14 protein-coding genes are annotated in these 14629 nt (G+C 43.8%); 11 read left to right on the plus strand and 3 right to left on the minus strand.

Annotated features, from left to right (window positions below; translation table 11 throughout):
• Window positions 1–48: 48 nt before the first annotated feature.
• From AACQ79_RS08775 to AACQ79_RS08795, 5 genes are all read left to right on the plus strand, one after another.
• Window positions 49–1518 (plus strand): lactate dehydrogenase, encoded by a 1470-nt coding sequence (locus tag AACQ79_RS08775; protein ID WP_026028170.1) that lies wholly within the window; start codon window positions 49–51, stop codon window positions 1516–1518.
• Window positions 1519–1681: 163 nt separating this feature from the next.
• Complete coding sequence (locus AACQ79_RS08780; RefSeq protein WP_013868366.1) at window positions 1682–3169, plus strand: hypothetical protein; 1488 nt, start codon at window positions 1682–1684, stop codon at window positions 3167–3169.
• Window positions 3150–4730, plus strand: a complete 1581-nt coding sequence (locus AACQ79_RS08785; protein ID WP_017042162.1) for a GGDEF domain-containing protein — start codon at window positions 3150–3152, stop codon at window positions 4728–4730. Before AACQ79_RS08780 ends, AACQ79_RS08785 begins: the two co-directional genes overlap by 20 nt.
• 62 nt (window positions 4731–4792) lie before the next feature.
• Window positions 4793–5179, plus strand: coding sequence for a DUF3302 domain-containing protein (locus AACQ79_RS08790; RefSeq protein WP_013868364.1), 387 nt, complete (start codon window positions 4793–4795; stop codon window positions 5177–5179).
• A complete protein-coding gene (locus tag AACQ79_RS08795; RefSeq protein WP_088733132.1) occupies window positions 5179–6309 on the plus strand; it encodes an HlyD family secretion protein in 1131 nt (376 codons plus the stop codon). The genes AACQ79_RS08790 and AACQ79_RS08795 overlap by 1 nt, the downstream gene beginning before the upstream one ends.
• Window positions 6310–6410: 101 nt before the next feature.
• Here the strand turns inward: AACQ79_RS08795 and AACQ79_RS08800 are convergent, their stop codons facing one another.
• Window positions 6411–7601 carry an MFS transporter gene (locus tag AACQ79_RS08800; RefSeq protein WP_088733131.1) on the minus strand — a complete coding sequence of 397 codons (1191 nt, stop codon included), beginning with the start codon at window positions 7599–7601 and terminating at the stop codon, window positions 6411–6413.
• Here AACQ79_RS08800 and AACQ79_RS08805 point away from each other — a divergent pair.
• Complete coding sequence (locus tag AACQ79_RS08805) at window positions 7600–8727, plus strand: endonuclease/exonuclease/phosphatase family protein (RefSeq protein ID WP_170898951.1); 1128 nt, start codon at window positions 7600–7602, stop codon at window positions 8725–8727. The two genes, AACQ79_RS08800 and AACQ79_RS08805, sit on opposite strands and share 2 nt — an antisense overlap.
• Before the next feature lie 12 nt (window positions 8728–8739).
• On the opposite strand, the gene AACQ79_RS08810 is transcribed toward AACQ79_RS08805, so the two are convergent.
• Window positions 8740–9027, minus strand: a complete 288-nt coding sequence (locus tag AACQ79_RS08810; RefSeq protein ID WP_170898952.1) for a GNAT family N-acetyltransferase — start codon at window positions 9025–9027, stop codon at window positions 8740–8742.
• A 136-nt stretch (window positions 9028–9163) separates the two neighbouring features.
• Here AACQ79_RS08810 and AACQ79_RS08815 point away from each other — a divergent pair, with 136 nt between their 5' ends.
• Window positions 9164–9907 (plus strand): flagellar brake protein, encoded by a 744-nt coding sequence (locus AACQ79_RS08815; RefSeq protein WP_017042158.1) that lies wholly within the window; start codon window positions 9164–9166, stop codon window positions 9905–9907.
• Window positions 9908–9951: 44 nt separating this feature from the next.
• On the opposite strand, the gene gltS is transcribed toward AACQ79_RS08815, so the two are convergent.
• Window positions 9952–11178: a sodium/glutamate symporter gene (gene gltS, locus AACQ79_RS08820; protein ID WP_026028168.1), complete on the minus strand. Its 1227-nt coding sequence runs from the start codon at window positions 11176–11178 to the stop codon at window positions 9952–9954.
• Window positions 11179–11829: 651 nt separating this feature from the next.
• Here gltS and AACQ79_RS08825 point away from each other — a divergent pair.
• The 4 genes from AACQ79_RS08825 to AACQ79_RS08840 all read left to right on the plus strand — a co-directional run bounded on the left by AACQ79_RS08825 (window position 11830) and on the right by AACQ79_RS08840 (window position 14372).
• Complete coding sequence (locus AACQ79_RS08825; RefSeq protein WP_064626594.1) at window positions 11830–12750, plus strand: DUF368 domain-containing protein; 921 nt, start codon at window positions 11830–11832, stop codon at window positions 12748–12750.
• A 143-nt stretch (window positions 12751–12893) separates the two neighbouring features.
• Entirely contained in the window at window positions 12894–13322 is a 429-nt protein-coding gene (locus AACQ79_RS08830; RefSeq protein ID WP_017048144.1) for a hypothetical protein, read from the plus strand.
• On the plus strand, window positions 13319–13927 hold the full coding sequence (locus tag AACQ79_RS08835; RefSeq protein WP_013868355.1) for an SCO family protein: 609 nt from the start codon (window positions 13319–13321) through the stop codon (window positions 13925–13927). The genes AACQ79_RS08830 and AACQ79_RS08835 overlap by 4 nt, the downstream gene beginning before the upstream one ends.
• A gap of 1 nt (window position 13928) precedes the next feature.
• The gene (locus AACQ79_RS08840; protein WP_013868354.1) at window positions 13929–14372 is read left to right on the plus strand and encodes a copper chaperone PCu(A)C; all 444 of its coding nucleotides are present in this window, start codon (window positions 13929–13931) and stop codon (window positions 14370–14372) included.
• Window positions 14373–14629: the final 257 nt, after the last annotated feature.

The raw sequence follows: 14629 nt of genomic DNA on the forward strand, positions 1-14629 counted from the left end.
AGCTGCTCACCCAAATTGGCAGCCTTAAATTACCCCGAGGGGGCGATTGTGTCCAACGACCAACTACCCAAGGACGCAGATGGTTTACAACTCAACTTTTGTAAAACATTGGCGTGTGACAACTTTGGACTGAGTGAAGCCGAACGGTACGTTCTGCAGCGCGTAAACCCGAAGCGTCCAACGATGGTTTGTCGTGAATGTGGAGCTTTCCCCCCCTTACTTAACAACCGAGAAGTGTTAAACGAATTACACCGTTTAAGGCAGCTTCACAGCGACGGTTTGCCCGCTTGTCGCAGTGATGATTGCCAAAATTTCGGTTTATCTGTTCATACACACAAACATCTCTATCACGCTTTTGGCTACAGCGGCGATCGCCAGCGATACCGTTGCAAAGCTTGTCAGAGTACCTTTGTTGATAAGTGGTCAGGAGCCAACAAAAAACTCGTTTTTCAAGAAACCTTACTCGGCCTACTCTTCATGAGTTATTCGGTGCGAGAGATTTGCCGTAAATTATCCATCAACCCAAAAACGTTTTATGATCATGTCGAGCACATTGCCAGTCGCTGTCGTCGAAAACTGGCCATGATTGATGCGCGTTGGGTGAATCATGCAAACCAATATGAACTGGCTTGCAATTACATCCCGCTCCAACCCCATAGCGACAACGGCGTATTGTGGTTTGCAACAGGTGAAGCCAAAACAGGTTACATACTCTGTCAGCACGTAAACTATTCCGCCAATGAAGAGCCTGCTGGCGAGCTTGATCACAACCCCTATCACTCGCCCGCGCGTTTTGTTTCTCGTGAACATTCATCCGAGGCGAATCTACCCACTCCTGACGCATCTCCGCTATTACGTGAGCGTATTGATCAGAAATACCAAACAATTTTAGCCCGCGGTAATGTAGAAGACCCCATGGGTAACCTCACCACTTTTCATTATCCTTCTAAAGGCGCCTTGATTCGCCCTCCTTACACCTCTTATGCCCACTTCCTCCACGTGCTGGATTTGTGCCTTGAAGATAAGCGAGTTTCTATCTATCTGCCTCAAGATCCGGTTTTACGTTCTGCCGCATTGAGCGTCTGTTTGCCGCGAATCAAGCGTAAGAATGTTGACTTGATGTACGTTGAGGAAGATCCGCAATGGCAAAATGGACATTCCGTGAATAAAACGGACATTGTTCACATGGGATGGTGGCGAGATCGCTGGGCTATTGCCAATCAGGCACAGGCTGCCAAAGGTGTTTGCTATTTGGCAGGAGACAATCCAACACCCGAAGCTTGGCTCGATAAAGCATCGATTAAGCAAACAGAGTTCTATCAAAAACGCTTCCAACTGTTGTTCGAAAGCTTTATCAACGAACCGAGGCGCAAACTTCGCCCTGGCGGCCTACAACCAATGCTGGATATTTTTCGTGCTTGGCACAATTTGTGCTACCAAGATAAACATGGATTCACCGCCGCCCAAAATTTGGAATTAACCAAACATCCACTGACGTTGAAAGAACTACTCTCTTAGATTTTTAGGTTATATTTAGACTGTGGATTGTGAAGTAGCGCAGATTATTGTGGTAATGAATAACCAATGCACCCACTTTTGGGAAAGTAAATAGTGCGCTTTAACGTTGGCTTCATATAATGAATCGGTGACTTAGGCTTCTTACTTTTGAGGAACAGCCCGTTTGGATAAAAGCCAATACCTTCTTGAAATTGAAATAGAACAGCTTAGAGCCCGTATTGAAACTGAGCCGGAGAAGGTGTCGATCGTCGCGGAGCAGTGTTTATTGAGAGCACAGCAGATCTTTTTCCCAGAAGGGGCGATTCAATGTTTGATCATTTTATCTCGCTGCGCTTGGTGTCTAATGGACTACCGCGTGGGTTTAAAATACATTAAAGAAGCCTTATCCACTCAAAATACCCTCGATACTGATGATTGCCTTCCCGAAATTCTGCATATTCACGCGCTGCAACTTTGGGGTCAGGCAAAATATTATACCGCCCAACAATATTGGATAAATGCCTTAGAACAATCAGCTCTGGTTGATGAAGTTGATATCCAGATAGAGTGCCTCATTGGTCTGGGTAATGTTTGGCGTATTACCAACGAATATCAACTTTCATGTTCAACACACGAGCTAGCCGTTAAAGTCGCTAATAATGCCCGTATCCATTGGTTAGAAGGCAAAGCCCGTATTCTGTGGGCATGGGATCTCTATCTACTTAACCAATACATCGATATGCTGACCGTACTCGATGGTGCCGAAGAAGCGCTACAGGATCATCCCGATAAAACTTGGCAAGCCGAGGTTTGGGATTTTCGCGGCTTAGCACTGCTCGGACTAGAACGAATCGAAGATGCGGAAGCGGCAACCACCAAAGCACTCGAACTTGCTGTTGAGCATAACCTTGTGTGGATGAAGGCTCACTCATTCATTAGTCGAGCTCGTTTGGAACTGCTGAGAAAAGACTCCAAGAAAGCAACTGAGCTGTTGCTTCTTGCTGAAGCCTCTGCTGCTTCATTTGATAAAGGTGAGCTACTTTCACAAATTTGCTACCAACAATCCCTAGTCGCAGAGCAGCGTGGTGATTTTAAAGCTTCTTTAGCCTCATTTAAGAAATATCGCCAATTTACGGTTGAGATGCTTCGAGAACAAACGGCGCGCATTGGCCTTGATAAAGCAAGAGCCTCTAAGCGACAACTTGAGCAACGAGCACGTAAACTCATTAACCGTATTCGTGGTCAACACGAATACGACCCAGAGAAACATCTCTCCAATGTGGTTTCAGAGACTTATTGGTGGGAACAACTCATGCTGTTCAAGACCGAGTTGAAGCATTCTAATCACGCCGTCATTGTCATCCAACATAACGACTCAAAGTACCTCGATGTATGTACCGAGATTGCCCACTCGCTCTGTAACCAAAAAGATCTCGTTTCTCGTTTAAGTAGCGAACGCTTAGCGCTGCTTCTTGCCGATAAAGGCGATGCAGCGCTGCACGTCTTCCATGTATTGGCTAAGATGATTGAAATATACCCCTGGGAAAGAAAAGGATTAACGGGGTCGCTACCTCAAGTGATGTTCCAAGACATTTTGAGTTTCCCATTCACATTAGAACAACTGGAAGACAGTCAACCTCAGGAATGGTCGCATGGAAGTACTGCTCAGTAAGATTAAAGATACGGGTTTGGATGCCACCTCCGTTTCCGGAGAAGAGGCCATCATTTTCTGGAATCACGTCCGACAACATATAGCCTCAACATCAAAAGAAAAAGCACTTAGCTACATCATCAGTGCAGAGTATCGTTCAGAACTGCATCAGTCGTCCGCCAGCATAGAGGAGCTTCGTCACGCCTTAGCATTACTTGAATTGCCTAAGGACGCCGAAATTATTTTGTCTGTGAAAAACAGTTTAAGCGATCGCCTAATGGAAAGCGGTGAATTTGCCGCAGCGCTCAACGAATATGTGTCCGCTTCTAATATTGCCGTCGACACGGGTTACATTGATGAATATGTACTGGCCGTCATTGGCATGGGTAACCTGTGTGATGCTTATGGCGAACACAGCCGAGCCCTTCGTTACTATCAAAAAATTGATAGTATTGATCACGCAATCACCAGCCGCTCATTACGCCTGCGTTATAAACTTTACATGCTATCGTGTTACATTCAACTGCACCGAATCTCCGCCGCCACCGACCTAATTAAAGAGTGTGAAGAGCTGAGTATTTTGGTCAGCGATAAAATTCTTACCGGGCAAATTTCACTCTATCAAGCTCAACTTTATCTTTATCAGGATCAAGTCGATAAAGCGCTCATTACGCTCTCTAGTGTTCAGTACAGTGCTGGGAATATGAATTCCACCTGGCTATCGAATATGATTCGAATTGAAACGGCCAACTGCCTGGCTAAAATAGGCAAAAGTCATATTGCCAATATGATGCTGGCCAGTACAGACAAACGTCTGCAACGATACACGTCACCCACGATGGCCAAGCAGCTGTATCGAGCATTCAGTGCCGTGTGCGAGCGCCAAGGCCTTTATCAAGCCGCCCTGATTTATGAAAAAAAAGGCTTTCGAATTGAAACTGATCTGATGAAAAACATCCCGATTAGTGAGCTGGGGGCCAATCAACTGCGTCGCTTATCGCGCTTTGAATTGCAATTGAAATTGATCTTATCTGAGATTGAAAATCGCGAGCTCAAAGAAACCACAGAACATCAAAAGAATGCCGTAGCCCAACTTCAACAGGATGTATTCACTGACCCACTCACCACTTTACACAACCGCCGCTGGTTAGATGTAAAGCTGAAAGACCTACTGCTTCATGAGAAGCTATTTGCATTTCTAGTCATTGATATTGACCATTTTAAATCGATTAATGATGAACTTAGTCACTTGGTTGGTGACAAAGCGATAGTCAATGTTTCACGTGAGTTGAAAAACTACTTTAAATTCCGAGGCTCCTCCTGTGTCCGTTTTGGTGGAGAAGAGTTTCTGGTGATTTTAGAAGATTGCTCGCTCGACCAAGCTGAAATGCATGCCGAAAACTATCGAGAACGCATATTCCAATTTGGTTGGCACGATATTCTAGGTGAGCGCGGCTTAACCGTCAGTATCGGTATAACCTTGCATCGAGATGGTGAAAATACACAACGCACATTCTACCGCGCCGACAAAGCCTTATATCGCGCGAAAGCGAATGGCCGCAACCAAGTGTGCACTGAGTAACTTTCCATCACATTAAGCTATTAGCTGCCGTTTACACTCTTCATTGAAATACAGGAGCAACTATGTTTTTAGATTACTTTGCCCTTGGTCTACTGATTTTCGTAGCCTTGGTCATTTTTTATGGAATCATCGTCATTCATGATATCCCTTATGAAATCGCCAAAGAGCGCGACCATCCACATCAAGATGCCATTCATGTTTCTGGCTGGGTGAGTCTATTTACCTTACATGCCATCTGGCCATTTTTGTGGATTTGGGCAACCTTGTGGCGAAAAGATCGCGGGTGGGGGTTCACTAAACTTCAAGAAGAGCAGCACGATATTCATCATCGTGTCGATGAACTTATCGATCAAGTCGCAACACTCACTCGAGAATTACATGAGTTAAAAGCGCAGCCACCCGTTGCTCAAGCGAACATCGACCATGCCAGTAATCAGGAGACAAAATAATGGATTTACTTCTGATCATGACTTATGCCGCTTTATGTATTGCGATATTCAAAGTCTTTAAAATTCCATTAAATAAGTGGACCGTCCCTACAGCTGTATTAGGTGGCGTTATTTTGATCGGCACCCTGATCTTACTGATGAACTATAATCATCCTTTTACTCAATTGGGTAGCCAAGTTTTTTCCACAACACCTGTCGTCTCAGGAGTACGAGGAAGAGTGATTGAGGTTCCGGTACAAGCAAACCAGCCCTTAAAACAAGGTGATGTGCTTTTTAGAATTGATTCTGTGCCTTTTGAAGCGGAATTGGCAAAAATTGAAGCTCAGATCAAAGAGGCGAGCCAAGGTGCACTCGGCCTAGAATCGAATGTTTCTGAAGCTGCGGCAGCGAAAGTACAGGCTATCGCTGACCGGGATAAAGCACAACGTGAGTATGCTCGTTATCAACGTGGGTATGATAAAGGTGCATTCACCGAACAAGATCTTGATACCCGTCGCCAAGCTTATAAAGCAGCAGAGGCAGCAGTAGAAGTCGCCCAAGCACGTCTAAATCAAGCCAATATCTCCTTAAACTCAGAAATCAATGGTGAGAATACTACCGTTGCTCGCCTGCTTGCCGATTTTAGACAAGCCCAATTCAACCTTGAACAAACCATTGTCAGAGCGCCTACTGATGGCTATGTGACGCAATTAGCTCTCAGACCAGGTGCGATGTCCGTACCATTACCCTTAGCGCCAATGATGACGTTTGTACACACAGAAGATAAAATCTACACAGCTGCATTTAGGCAAAATTCTCTTCAACGCCTAAAACCGGGCTTTGAAGCCGAGTTTTTGTTCAGAGCACTACCCGGAAAAGTCTTCAAAGGAGAGGTGGTTGAAATATTACCTGTTATTGGTGAAAGCCAGATCCAAGCACGAGGTACCTTGCTAGGAACTGAGGCATTACGTACCAATGGACGCGTACTCGTCACCCTTAAAATCACCGATGATTTAAGCGATTATCACCTGCCACTCGGTACTGCTTTTGAAGCCGCTATCTATTCAGACAGTTTCTCTCATGTCTCGATTATGCGTAAGGTACTCATCCGGATGAAAAGTTGGCAAAACTATCTCTACATAGATCATTAGATACCATCCATCACGACATACGTTGAAAAACAGCCAACCCAGATGTCGCTTGTCTAGTGACTATTGGCATCATGTTAAAAGGGTCGTAAACGACCCTTTTGCTACCTGTCGCTCCAACGCAGAATTCTAACTTCATTACCCGCTTCGGGTTTAATTGGAATATTGAGTGATAAAAGCAGCGAAACAAGTGCCATTACCGCTCCAATGTAAAAGACGCTCGCCGGAGAGATAAGCCAAATTAAACCAAACGTGGCGGGGATGAACACGGCCGCAATATGATTAATGGTAAAAGAAACTCCCGCTGTAGACGCCATGTCCGCAGGATCTGCAATTTTCTGAAAATAAGTTTTAATCGCCAAAGCCAAGGCAAAAAAGAGGTGGTCAACCACATAAAGTGCCGCCGCCCAATGTGCGTTTTGTACAAGACCGTACCCAACAAAAACAACAATCAACCCCGTGTATTCAAACAGTAGCGCTTTACGCTCGCCGACTACACCAATGAACTTACCAATACGTTTAGCAAACAAAAAGTTGAACAAATAGTTGATCAAAAACAGTAAGGTAATATCGGCCGCTGAATAGCCAAATTTCTCCACCATAAGGAAACCAGCGAAAACAGTGAAAATTTGCCTACGCGCACCACTCATAAAGGTCAAGGCGTAATACAGCCAATAACGTTTGCGTAGCACGAGCTTTTTATTTTGTGGCACTTCCGCTTTAAATTCAGGAAAGGCAAAGGCAATGATCAACACCAGCACAAAACCAGCACCGCCAGAAATGGCATAGACCCATTTAAAATCGAGCTGAAACACTTCTAACATTACCCACAAAGCACCGTAAGTGATCAGTGATGCAAGTGCTCCAACCGAAATGAGTTTGCCAAGCATTTCTGGCGCTTCATCTTTATTTAACCACTGCAAAGACAAGGATTGTTTAAGCGTTTCAAAGTAGTGGAACCCAGTCGACATCAATAATGTCGTGAGCAGTAACCCGGTTAAAGAAGGGAAAAAACCCGTCATCGCGGTTCCTAACGTCAACATACCTAATGAGACCAAGATAAATCGCTGCTCTCGAATGAACAGTAAAACGAATACGGCGGTGAAGGCTAAAAATCCGGGGATTTCTCGTACACTTTGTAATAAGCCAATGTCTGAACCATCGAAATTCGCTTTTTCAATCACGAAATTATTCAACAGTGCCATCCAACTAGAAAATGTAATCGGCACAATAATGGAGATAATCAATAGGAAATTTTGTGGCGTGCGCCAACCTTGAGAGGCTTTAGGGTACATGAGAGATCCTTATCTATGTTTCAGCGCATCATATACTCAAGTCGCCTTAAAAGGCGAGAGCTCATCACAACAGGAAACAAGGTTAGGGATTAGCACTGCTAAATTACACCGTTCGGGTATAAGATCGACCGAGACACAAATATTGGGATTTAACATGACGATTACGTTCGCAACGATCAATTTATTCAATTATTTAGCTCCGCCGAACGCATATTATCAGTTCGATAATATTTACACGCAAGCAGAGTGGCAGCAAAAAAAGCAATGGTTTGGCCAGAAGATCCAACAACTGGATGCCGATATCATTGGCTTTCAAGAAGTTTTCAGTTTTGATGAACTGCGCAACCAGATGATAGATTTAGGCTATCCGTATGTGGCCTGTGTAGATGAACCTATCGTCAAAGATGGATACATCTACAGCCATCCGGTTGTGGTGATTGCCTCTCGCTATCCTCTGCGCCAAGTGAGCGCCGTACATGGCACGCTACCAAACCAAGCTGCCCCTTTTTGCTTTAATCGTACACCGTTACACGCTACGGTTTGCCTGCCAATGCTCGGGGATATCGATGTCTATATTGTGCATTTTAAATCTCAACGTCCGGCAGAATCGCCTGCGGCACCTCATCATCTGATCGATGAATGGCAACAAGAAACGCTAGGACGCTGGCTCTCTACTGTTCAGCGAGGCTTTGAAGCAAACCTGACTCACCAATATATCGTCAATACTCAAAAACAAACTGGGCGGCCTTGTGTGCTAATGGGCGATTTTAATAAACCGTTACATCACGAGGAGTTTCAAGGACTACTATCACAGGCCTTATACCGCAGACCAGATACACAGCAACCGCTGGCTGGCTATGCGCTTTACGATGCTTGGGATCTGCATACCGAGAGTGTTGAGCAGCCTCGCAAAGCCACTCATTACGCCGGAGCCACGGGATCTGTACTCGACTATATTCTCCTTTCCGCAGACTTCGCGCCTTTTATCCAGCCAATGAAAAGCTATATCAGCCACTATACTGTGCTTGATCAACATCTGGTCAACCCGAGCTATGAGCTCGATAACTTTAGTACTGACCATGCACTGGTCGCGGTCACATTAAAAGTAAACACAACACCGAGCTAATGGGTTTGTATGCTACGACTCTCGATGCAATAAATGCTGCCATTCACTGTGTCGATTTAAATAATGCACAACATAACTACAGACAGGTTTAATGGTGTAACCATGCGCTTCAATTTGCGGTAATACACTCTCCATCATTATTTTTCCGTATCCTTTACCCTGAAGTTCATCCGGTACGCGAGTCGAAGTAATAAACAACACTTCATCCTGTTGTTGGTATGTCACAGTTGCGAATAGATTCCCCTCAAGATGTACTTTATATTGACAATTTTGTATATCATGTTGCACTTCATGAATCATGGTAACGTCCTAATTGATATATAAATCAAATAAATTGATATTCTCAGAATTGAATCTTCCAACATCTACCCCTAGAATTTAAACTATTACAAAAATTAGAATAAAATGCAGCTACTGCATCACGGAGAAAATTAAGATGGAATCGCAGTCGGCAGTGCTGAAAGATGAACAGAACCCAAACCGTTCAACCGAACGTAATAAAACCCTATCGACACTTAATAGTACTGATGCGTTATCTATGGTTGAACACAGTAGTGAACTAACCTTAAGTATAACCACTCCCGTTGGTACGAAATTCCAGTGTAAAACGTCATTTATCGGTACCTACTCTCATTCCCATCTCCTTGTAGAAATTCCTAAAATTTCCGCAGATGATCTCTCTTTTTTCTTCCAAGAAGGTTTTTGGATGAATATCAGAGCTATTTCACCACGTGGCGAAGGGGCTTTAATCCATTTTCGTAGCCAGTTGTTACATGTATTGCAAGAGCCTATACCGCTCGCCATGTTATCCATTCCCAACAGCATGCAAGTGACCCAACTGCGCAAAGAAGCTCGTTACGATGTGAATCTGGCAGGAAAAGCAACGGTAGGAACGCATAAGTCGGATTGTGAGGTAAGAGATCTCTCCAAAAGTGGCTGTCGTTTTGTCACACCTCCTCTTGGGCGCACTTTCCAAGTGGGTGATAAGATTAGTCTCGAATTATTTACTGATCCTCGCGGCAGCCAATTCTTTGCGCCTTTGATGGGTAAAGTTTGTAACCTGCAACGCTCACTGCACTATGCTCGTTACGGAGTGCAGTTTGATGAAGAAGGTGTCAAAAATGCAAAGAGTTTATTAAGCCAATTGAAGTTTGATGGCACAAAACTAACGCTGAAGTAAGCAATACACCCTAACCAATAAGTTAGGGTGTATTGCTATTATTTTTAACCGAGAAACGAAATATACCCTTGTAATATCACCAAATTCACAATATCCACAAAGAATGCCCCTACGATAGGCACTACCATAAACGCTTGTGGTGATGGGCCATATCGTGTCACTAGCGACCCCATATTCATCACAGCGGTTGGCGTTGCTCCAAGACCAAAGCCGCAGTGCCCACCAGCGATCACAGCGGCGTCATAATTTGATCCCATGACTTTAAATGTCACAAAATAAGCAAAAATACCCAACACGACCGATTGCACCGCTAAAATCACCAGAAATGGGACAGCCAAGTCAAAAATATTCCATAACTTTAAACTCATGAGTGCCATTGCAAGAAATAGCGATAGAGAAACGGTGCCTAAGATGTCAACGGTTTCAGCATCAATTTTATGAACTTTCGTCAATTCCAGTATATTGGTAATGAACACACCGATGAAAAGCGCATAGACAAAATCGGGGATCATCAACCATTTGATTTCAAATGCACTTACCCACTGTTCTAAATATTTAGCACCCGTGACACAAATAAGAAGGATGAACAAACCCTCAATCACTTTCTTTGCGGTGACTTTATCTTCTTCATATTCATTGTACGTAACCAGCTCTGGGAACTTATCGTGCGTTTTGGTTCCTCGTCCATACTCAGATTCAAACCCGTTTTTATTAATGAGTTTTTGGGCAACTGGGCTACCGATAATCCCACCAATGATCAAACCAAAGGTCGCTGAGGCCATGGCAATTTCTAGCGTATTGCTAAGCCCATAATTGTCGTTGAATGTTTGAGCCCACGCCGCTCCCGTACCGTGTCCACCCGAGAGGGTAATAGAACCGGCGATCAACCCCATCAGTGGGTCAAGACCAAGAGCCGTCGCTAACGATACACCGACGCCATTTTGGATGATGATATAAAACGAGGCAACAGCGAGGAAAAGAAAGACTTTTGCTCCACCCTTAACCAGTTGAGTGTAATTGGCCGCAAGGCCTACGGTGCTGAAAAACATCAGCATAAAAATATTCTGCAACGGCAATGAGAACTCTAAATCTAAGCCGTAAAAATGTAGAAGAGTGATCGCGAAAGCGACAATTAAGCCACCGACGATGGGCTCAGGAATGTTGAATTTTTCCAAGATAGGCAGTTTTGCGTTAATAAAGTGACCTAAAAAAAGCACGCTAATAGCGATTAAGAAAGACTCAAGGGGCCCAATTGAAATTAAATGGTGCATATAACCTCTTATTACTGCTTCACTCATCTTCCTTAATGAGTTTGGAGATCATCAAAGAAAGCTTGATAAACTCGAAAAAAATACGATTGATCGATACGGATCATCCTTATGGATATTTTTTATTTACAATGATATACGATGTTTATTTGATGGGTTTTACGAACGTATGGCCTAACTGATTTTGCTCGAAAAACATCTTCGCTCACGGCTTTTGATTGTCATTTGCAAACTCTCATTAGACGAGCGAGGAGACGTATCATACCTAACAGACAAAAAAAGAGCCAACCGCAATGATGCGATTGGCTTATATATAGTGTGAACAAATTCATTCACTAACAACGTCAGTTGGCTAGGTGACCCTCGGCTTTAAGAAGGGTCGAATAGTATTATGCATGAAGTATGCCAACTAAAAAAGGTCTGCTTTTTAGCTATGCATCGCATTAATTCATCAAAATGTAGTACTTTTTCGCATTACGCAAATTGCATTATGCGAAACGAATGCAAAACAATACTCACCCAGTTGCTATAAAACAAACTAACTTTCTGCGCTTTTTCACCTTAAGCCAGCACCACTCACTCATCTTTTGTACAAGCATTTCTTAGTTATTTCATTATATACTTCCGGCACATACACTTAATCATGCAGATTCAATGAACTATTTCAGTACGTTTTTAAAAGGGATGGCCATGGGCGCCGCCGATGTTGTGCCGGGTGTTTCGGGTGGAACCATTGCATTCATCACTGGTATCTATGACACTTTGCTTGAAAGCATTCGTAGGATTAACCCGAGTTTATTGCGCATAGTCAAACGAGATGGGTTAGCCGCTGCATTTCAACATATTAATGGCTTCTTCTTGCTCGCACTGTTTGGGGGAATATTCACCAGTATCCTCTCTTTGGCTAAACTCATTTCTTGGCTGTTAGCCACGCATCCTATTCCCATTTGGTCATTCTTCTTCGGTTTAATTCTGGTTTCGGTGTTCCATATTGTGAAACAAATTGAGCAGTTCAAACTTTCTCGGTTGCTCTTCGCTTTGCTGGGAATTGCGTTTGCTTACAGTATTACGGTACTTAACCCAATGCAGATGGAACCAACAGCGCTGAACACAGTTCTAGCCGGTGCTATTGCCATCTGCGCCATGATTCTACCGGGAATTTCTGGAAGTTTTATCCTGTTGCTGATTGGTATGTACGCACCGGTACTGGGCGCGGTGAAAGAGATGCAAGCCGATATTTTGGCACTCTTTTTACTCGGATGTATCGGTGGTTTACTGAGTTTTTCTCACGTATTGTCTTGGTTACTCAAACAATTTAGAGATTTGACCTTAATTTTTCTTACGGGATTAATGATCGGCACCTTACCCAAAATCTGGCCTTGGAAAGAAACGCTCACTTGGCGAACCAATTCTCACGGCGAGCTCGTTCCTTTACTACAGCGAAACCTTTCTCCATTGGAATTTGAGTCCATCACTTCACAGCCTTCGCAACTGCTGGTAGCCATTTTATTGATGCTTTGCGCTGTTACCCTCGTGCTTGGCTTGGAGCAATATGCAAAACATCACGATGTGTAAATCACACCGCATAGCATGAATGAGTAAAGGTGGGGAGACTCACCTTTACTATATTGATTTGTTGCACATTTTATCCATTCGTCACCACTGAAAAAAAATAGCTGTGATAATATTCGCGTTTTATAACCGCTTGGATTGTCCCCATGCACAACGCAATCAAAATCGGCGTCTTTGTTCTAGCCCTACTAGCGGGTTACTTTAGCAGCGATATTTTCAATTGGCTCTCTTCAGCACACTCTTCTCCAGACATTAATCGATATTGCCAATTGTCGAGTGCCCCTTGTCGACAAGGAGATGTTGTCATGACATTGGCACACGATAAATCTCAACCTTTGGTGGCTAACACTCTGACCGTTGAATGGCCACAAGCCAATGCAAGTAAACTCACACTCACACTCAATGGGCTAGAGATGGAGATGGGCACCGCTAAATATGTACTGACGCCGCAGGAAGACGGGCTCTACACAGCACAGATTGTACTCCCAGTTTGCACGACTGAAAAAATGACATGGATTGGCGAACTCTCTGATGGTCGTACCCAAGTATTTCCGGCAATAAGGATGGAAAGATGAGTAAAAATTGGTCTCTAGCATTGGTGGTTGCGTTTGTATTAGGCTTTGGCATAAAAACCTATTTTGATACGCAGCAAAGTATGGATTTAGAGAGCGGTAATAGCTCATCTTCTGAGGTGATTTTATTTGGCAAAGCAAATCAACCCATCTCTATTTTTGATACTAAAGATGAACGCATACGTGTTGTTTACTTCGGCTTTACACGCTGCCCAGATGTCTGTCCAACATCTCTGGCTATGTTAGCAGGTGCACTCAATCAACTGGATGATGTAACCAAAGCAAAGCTGCGCCCTTTATTTATCTCTCTCGATCCAGAGCGTGACGCTGCCGATGCTTCTCATCAATACGCCCAATATTTCCACCCTATGATCGAGGGACTTTCTGCTCCTCTAGACATTACAACACCACTGGCGCATCAGTATGGCGTCATTTTCCGCAAAACCGAATTAAAGGGATCTGAACTGAAATACACATTAGATCACAGCTCCTACTTCTACTTTTTACAACCAGATGGAACATTAATCACTAAAGTTCCACACACGCTTTCACCGGCTCCCATTGTTGAAGCCATCAAAACAATAATGACGTCATCACAAGGAAAATAACATGAAGCTCAATGCTCTTTTTTTAGCAAGCCTTGCCCTTAGCCCACTAGCTTTTGCGAACACAGATATAATGGTACATCACCCTTACGCACGTGCTACCGCACCAACCGCCACCACCAGCGCAGTATTTTCTCAAATCATGAATAAAGGTGAAACGGACCGTTTCATTGTATCGGCCAACACCGATGTGGCAGGGAAAGTTGAGTTGCATGATGTAATCACCGAAGGAGATGTGATGAAAATGCGTCAAGTCACTGAATTTAAAATTCCGGCCAAAGGGCACGTCGAACTCAAACCGGGCGGCTTGCACATCATGCTTTTTGATTTGAAGAAACCATTGGTTGAAGGTGAAAAGATTGACGTACAACTGACCTTTGCCAATGGTGAGCAGCAAACCATTACTGCACCAGTAAAAAAAGTGATGAGTGGTATGGCACACCATTAAAAAGAAGAGGGTGAGCGATGTTGGCTTACCCTCTTTTATCATCGCACTAAACGCTCATTGACCAGTCTAATGGCGAGAGCGAGACATCCCGACGAGAGGCTTATCATTCCACCACCACAAATGCTACATTTTATTTACATTTCACTCAAAATCGATTGCATTTCCACACATTGATTAATTATTTGTGCTGATTATCAATTAATTCTAGACACAATATCCCGCGTAGATATCATTACCCCCTTCAGTGGAGCTCACTG

The sequence above is a fragment of the Vibrio sp. 3-2(1) genome (assembly GCF_963887575.1).
Lineage (GTDB): Bacteria > Pseudomonadota > Gammaproteobacteria > Enterobacterales > Vibrionaceae > Vibrio > Vibrio anguillarum.

Bases quoted from the DNA above. Each gene is read 5' to 3' on its own strand.
- AACQ79_RS08785 (WP_017042162.1), top strand. From the start codon at position 3,150: ATGGAAGTACTGCTCAGTAAGATTAAAGATACGGGTTTGGATGCCACC.
- AACQ79_RS08790 (WP_013868364.1), top strand. From the start codon at position 4,793: ATGTTTTTAGATTACTTTGCCCTTGGTCTACTGATTTTCGTAGCCTTG.
- AACQ79_RS08795 (WP_088733132.1), top strand. From the start codon at position 5,179: ATGGATTTACTTCTGATCATGACTTATGCCGCTTTATGTATTGCGATA.
- AACQ79_RS08805 (WP_170898951.1), top strand. From the start codon at position 7,600: ATGAGAGATCCTTATCTATGTTTCAGCGCATCATATACTCAAGTCGCC.
- AACQ79_RS08800 (WP_088733131.1), bottom strand. From the start codon at position 7,601: ATGTACCCTAAAGCCTCTCAAGGTTGGCGCACGCCACAAAATTTCCTA.
- AACQ79_RS08810 (WP_170898952.1), bottom strand. From the start codon at position 9,027: ATGATTCATGAAGTGCAACATGATATACAAAATTGTCAATATAAAGTA.
- AACQ79_RS08815 (WP_017042158.1), top strand. From the start codon at position 9,164: ATGGAATCGCAGTCGGCAGTGCTGAAAGATGAACAGAACCCAAACCGT.
- gltS (WP_026028168.1), bottom strand. From the start codon at position 11,178: ATGCACCATTTAATTTCAATTGGGCCCCTTGAGTCTTTCTTAATCGCT.
- AACQ79_RS08825 (WP_064626594.1), top strand. From the start codon at position 11,830: ATGAACTATTTCAGTACGTTTTTAAAAGGGATGGCCATGGGCGCCGCC.
- AACQ79_RS08830 (WP_017048144.1), top strand. From the start codon at position 12,894: ATGCACAACGCAATCAAAATCGGCGTCTTTGTTCTAGCCCTACTAGCG.
- AACQ79_RS08835 (WP_013868355.1), top strand. From the start codon at position 13,319: ATGAGTAAAAATTGGTCTCTAGCATTGGTGGTTGCGTTTGTATTAGGC.
- AACQ79_RS08840 (WP_013868354.1), top strand. From the start codon at position 13,929: ATGAAGCTCAATGCTCTTTTTTTAGCAAGCCTTGCCCTTAGCCCACTA.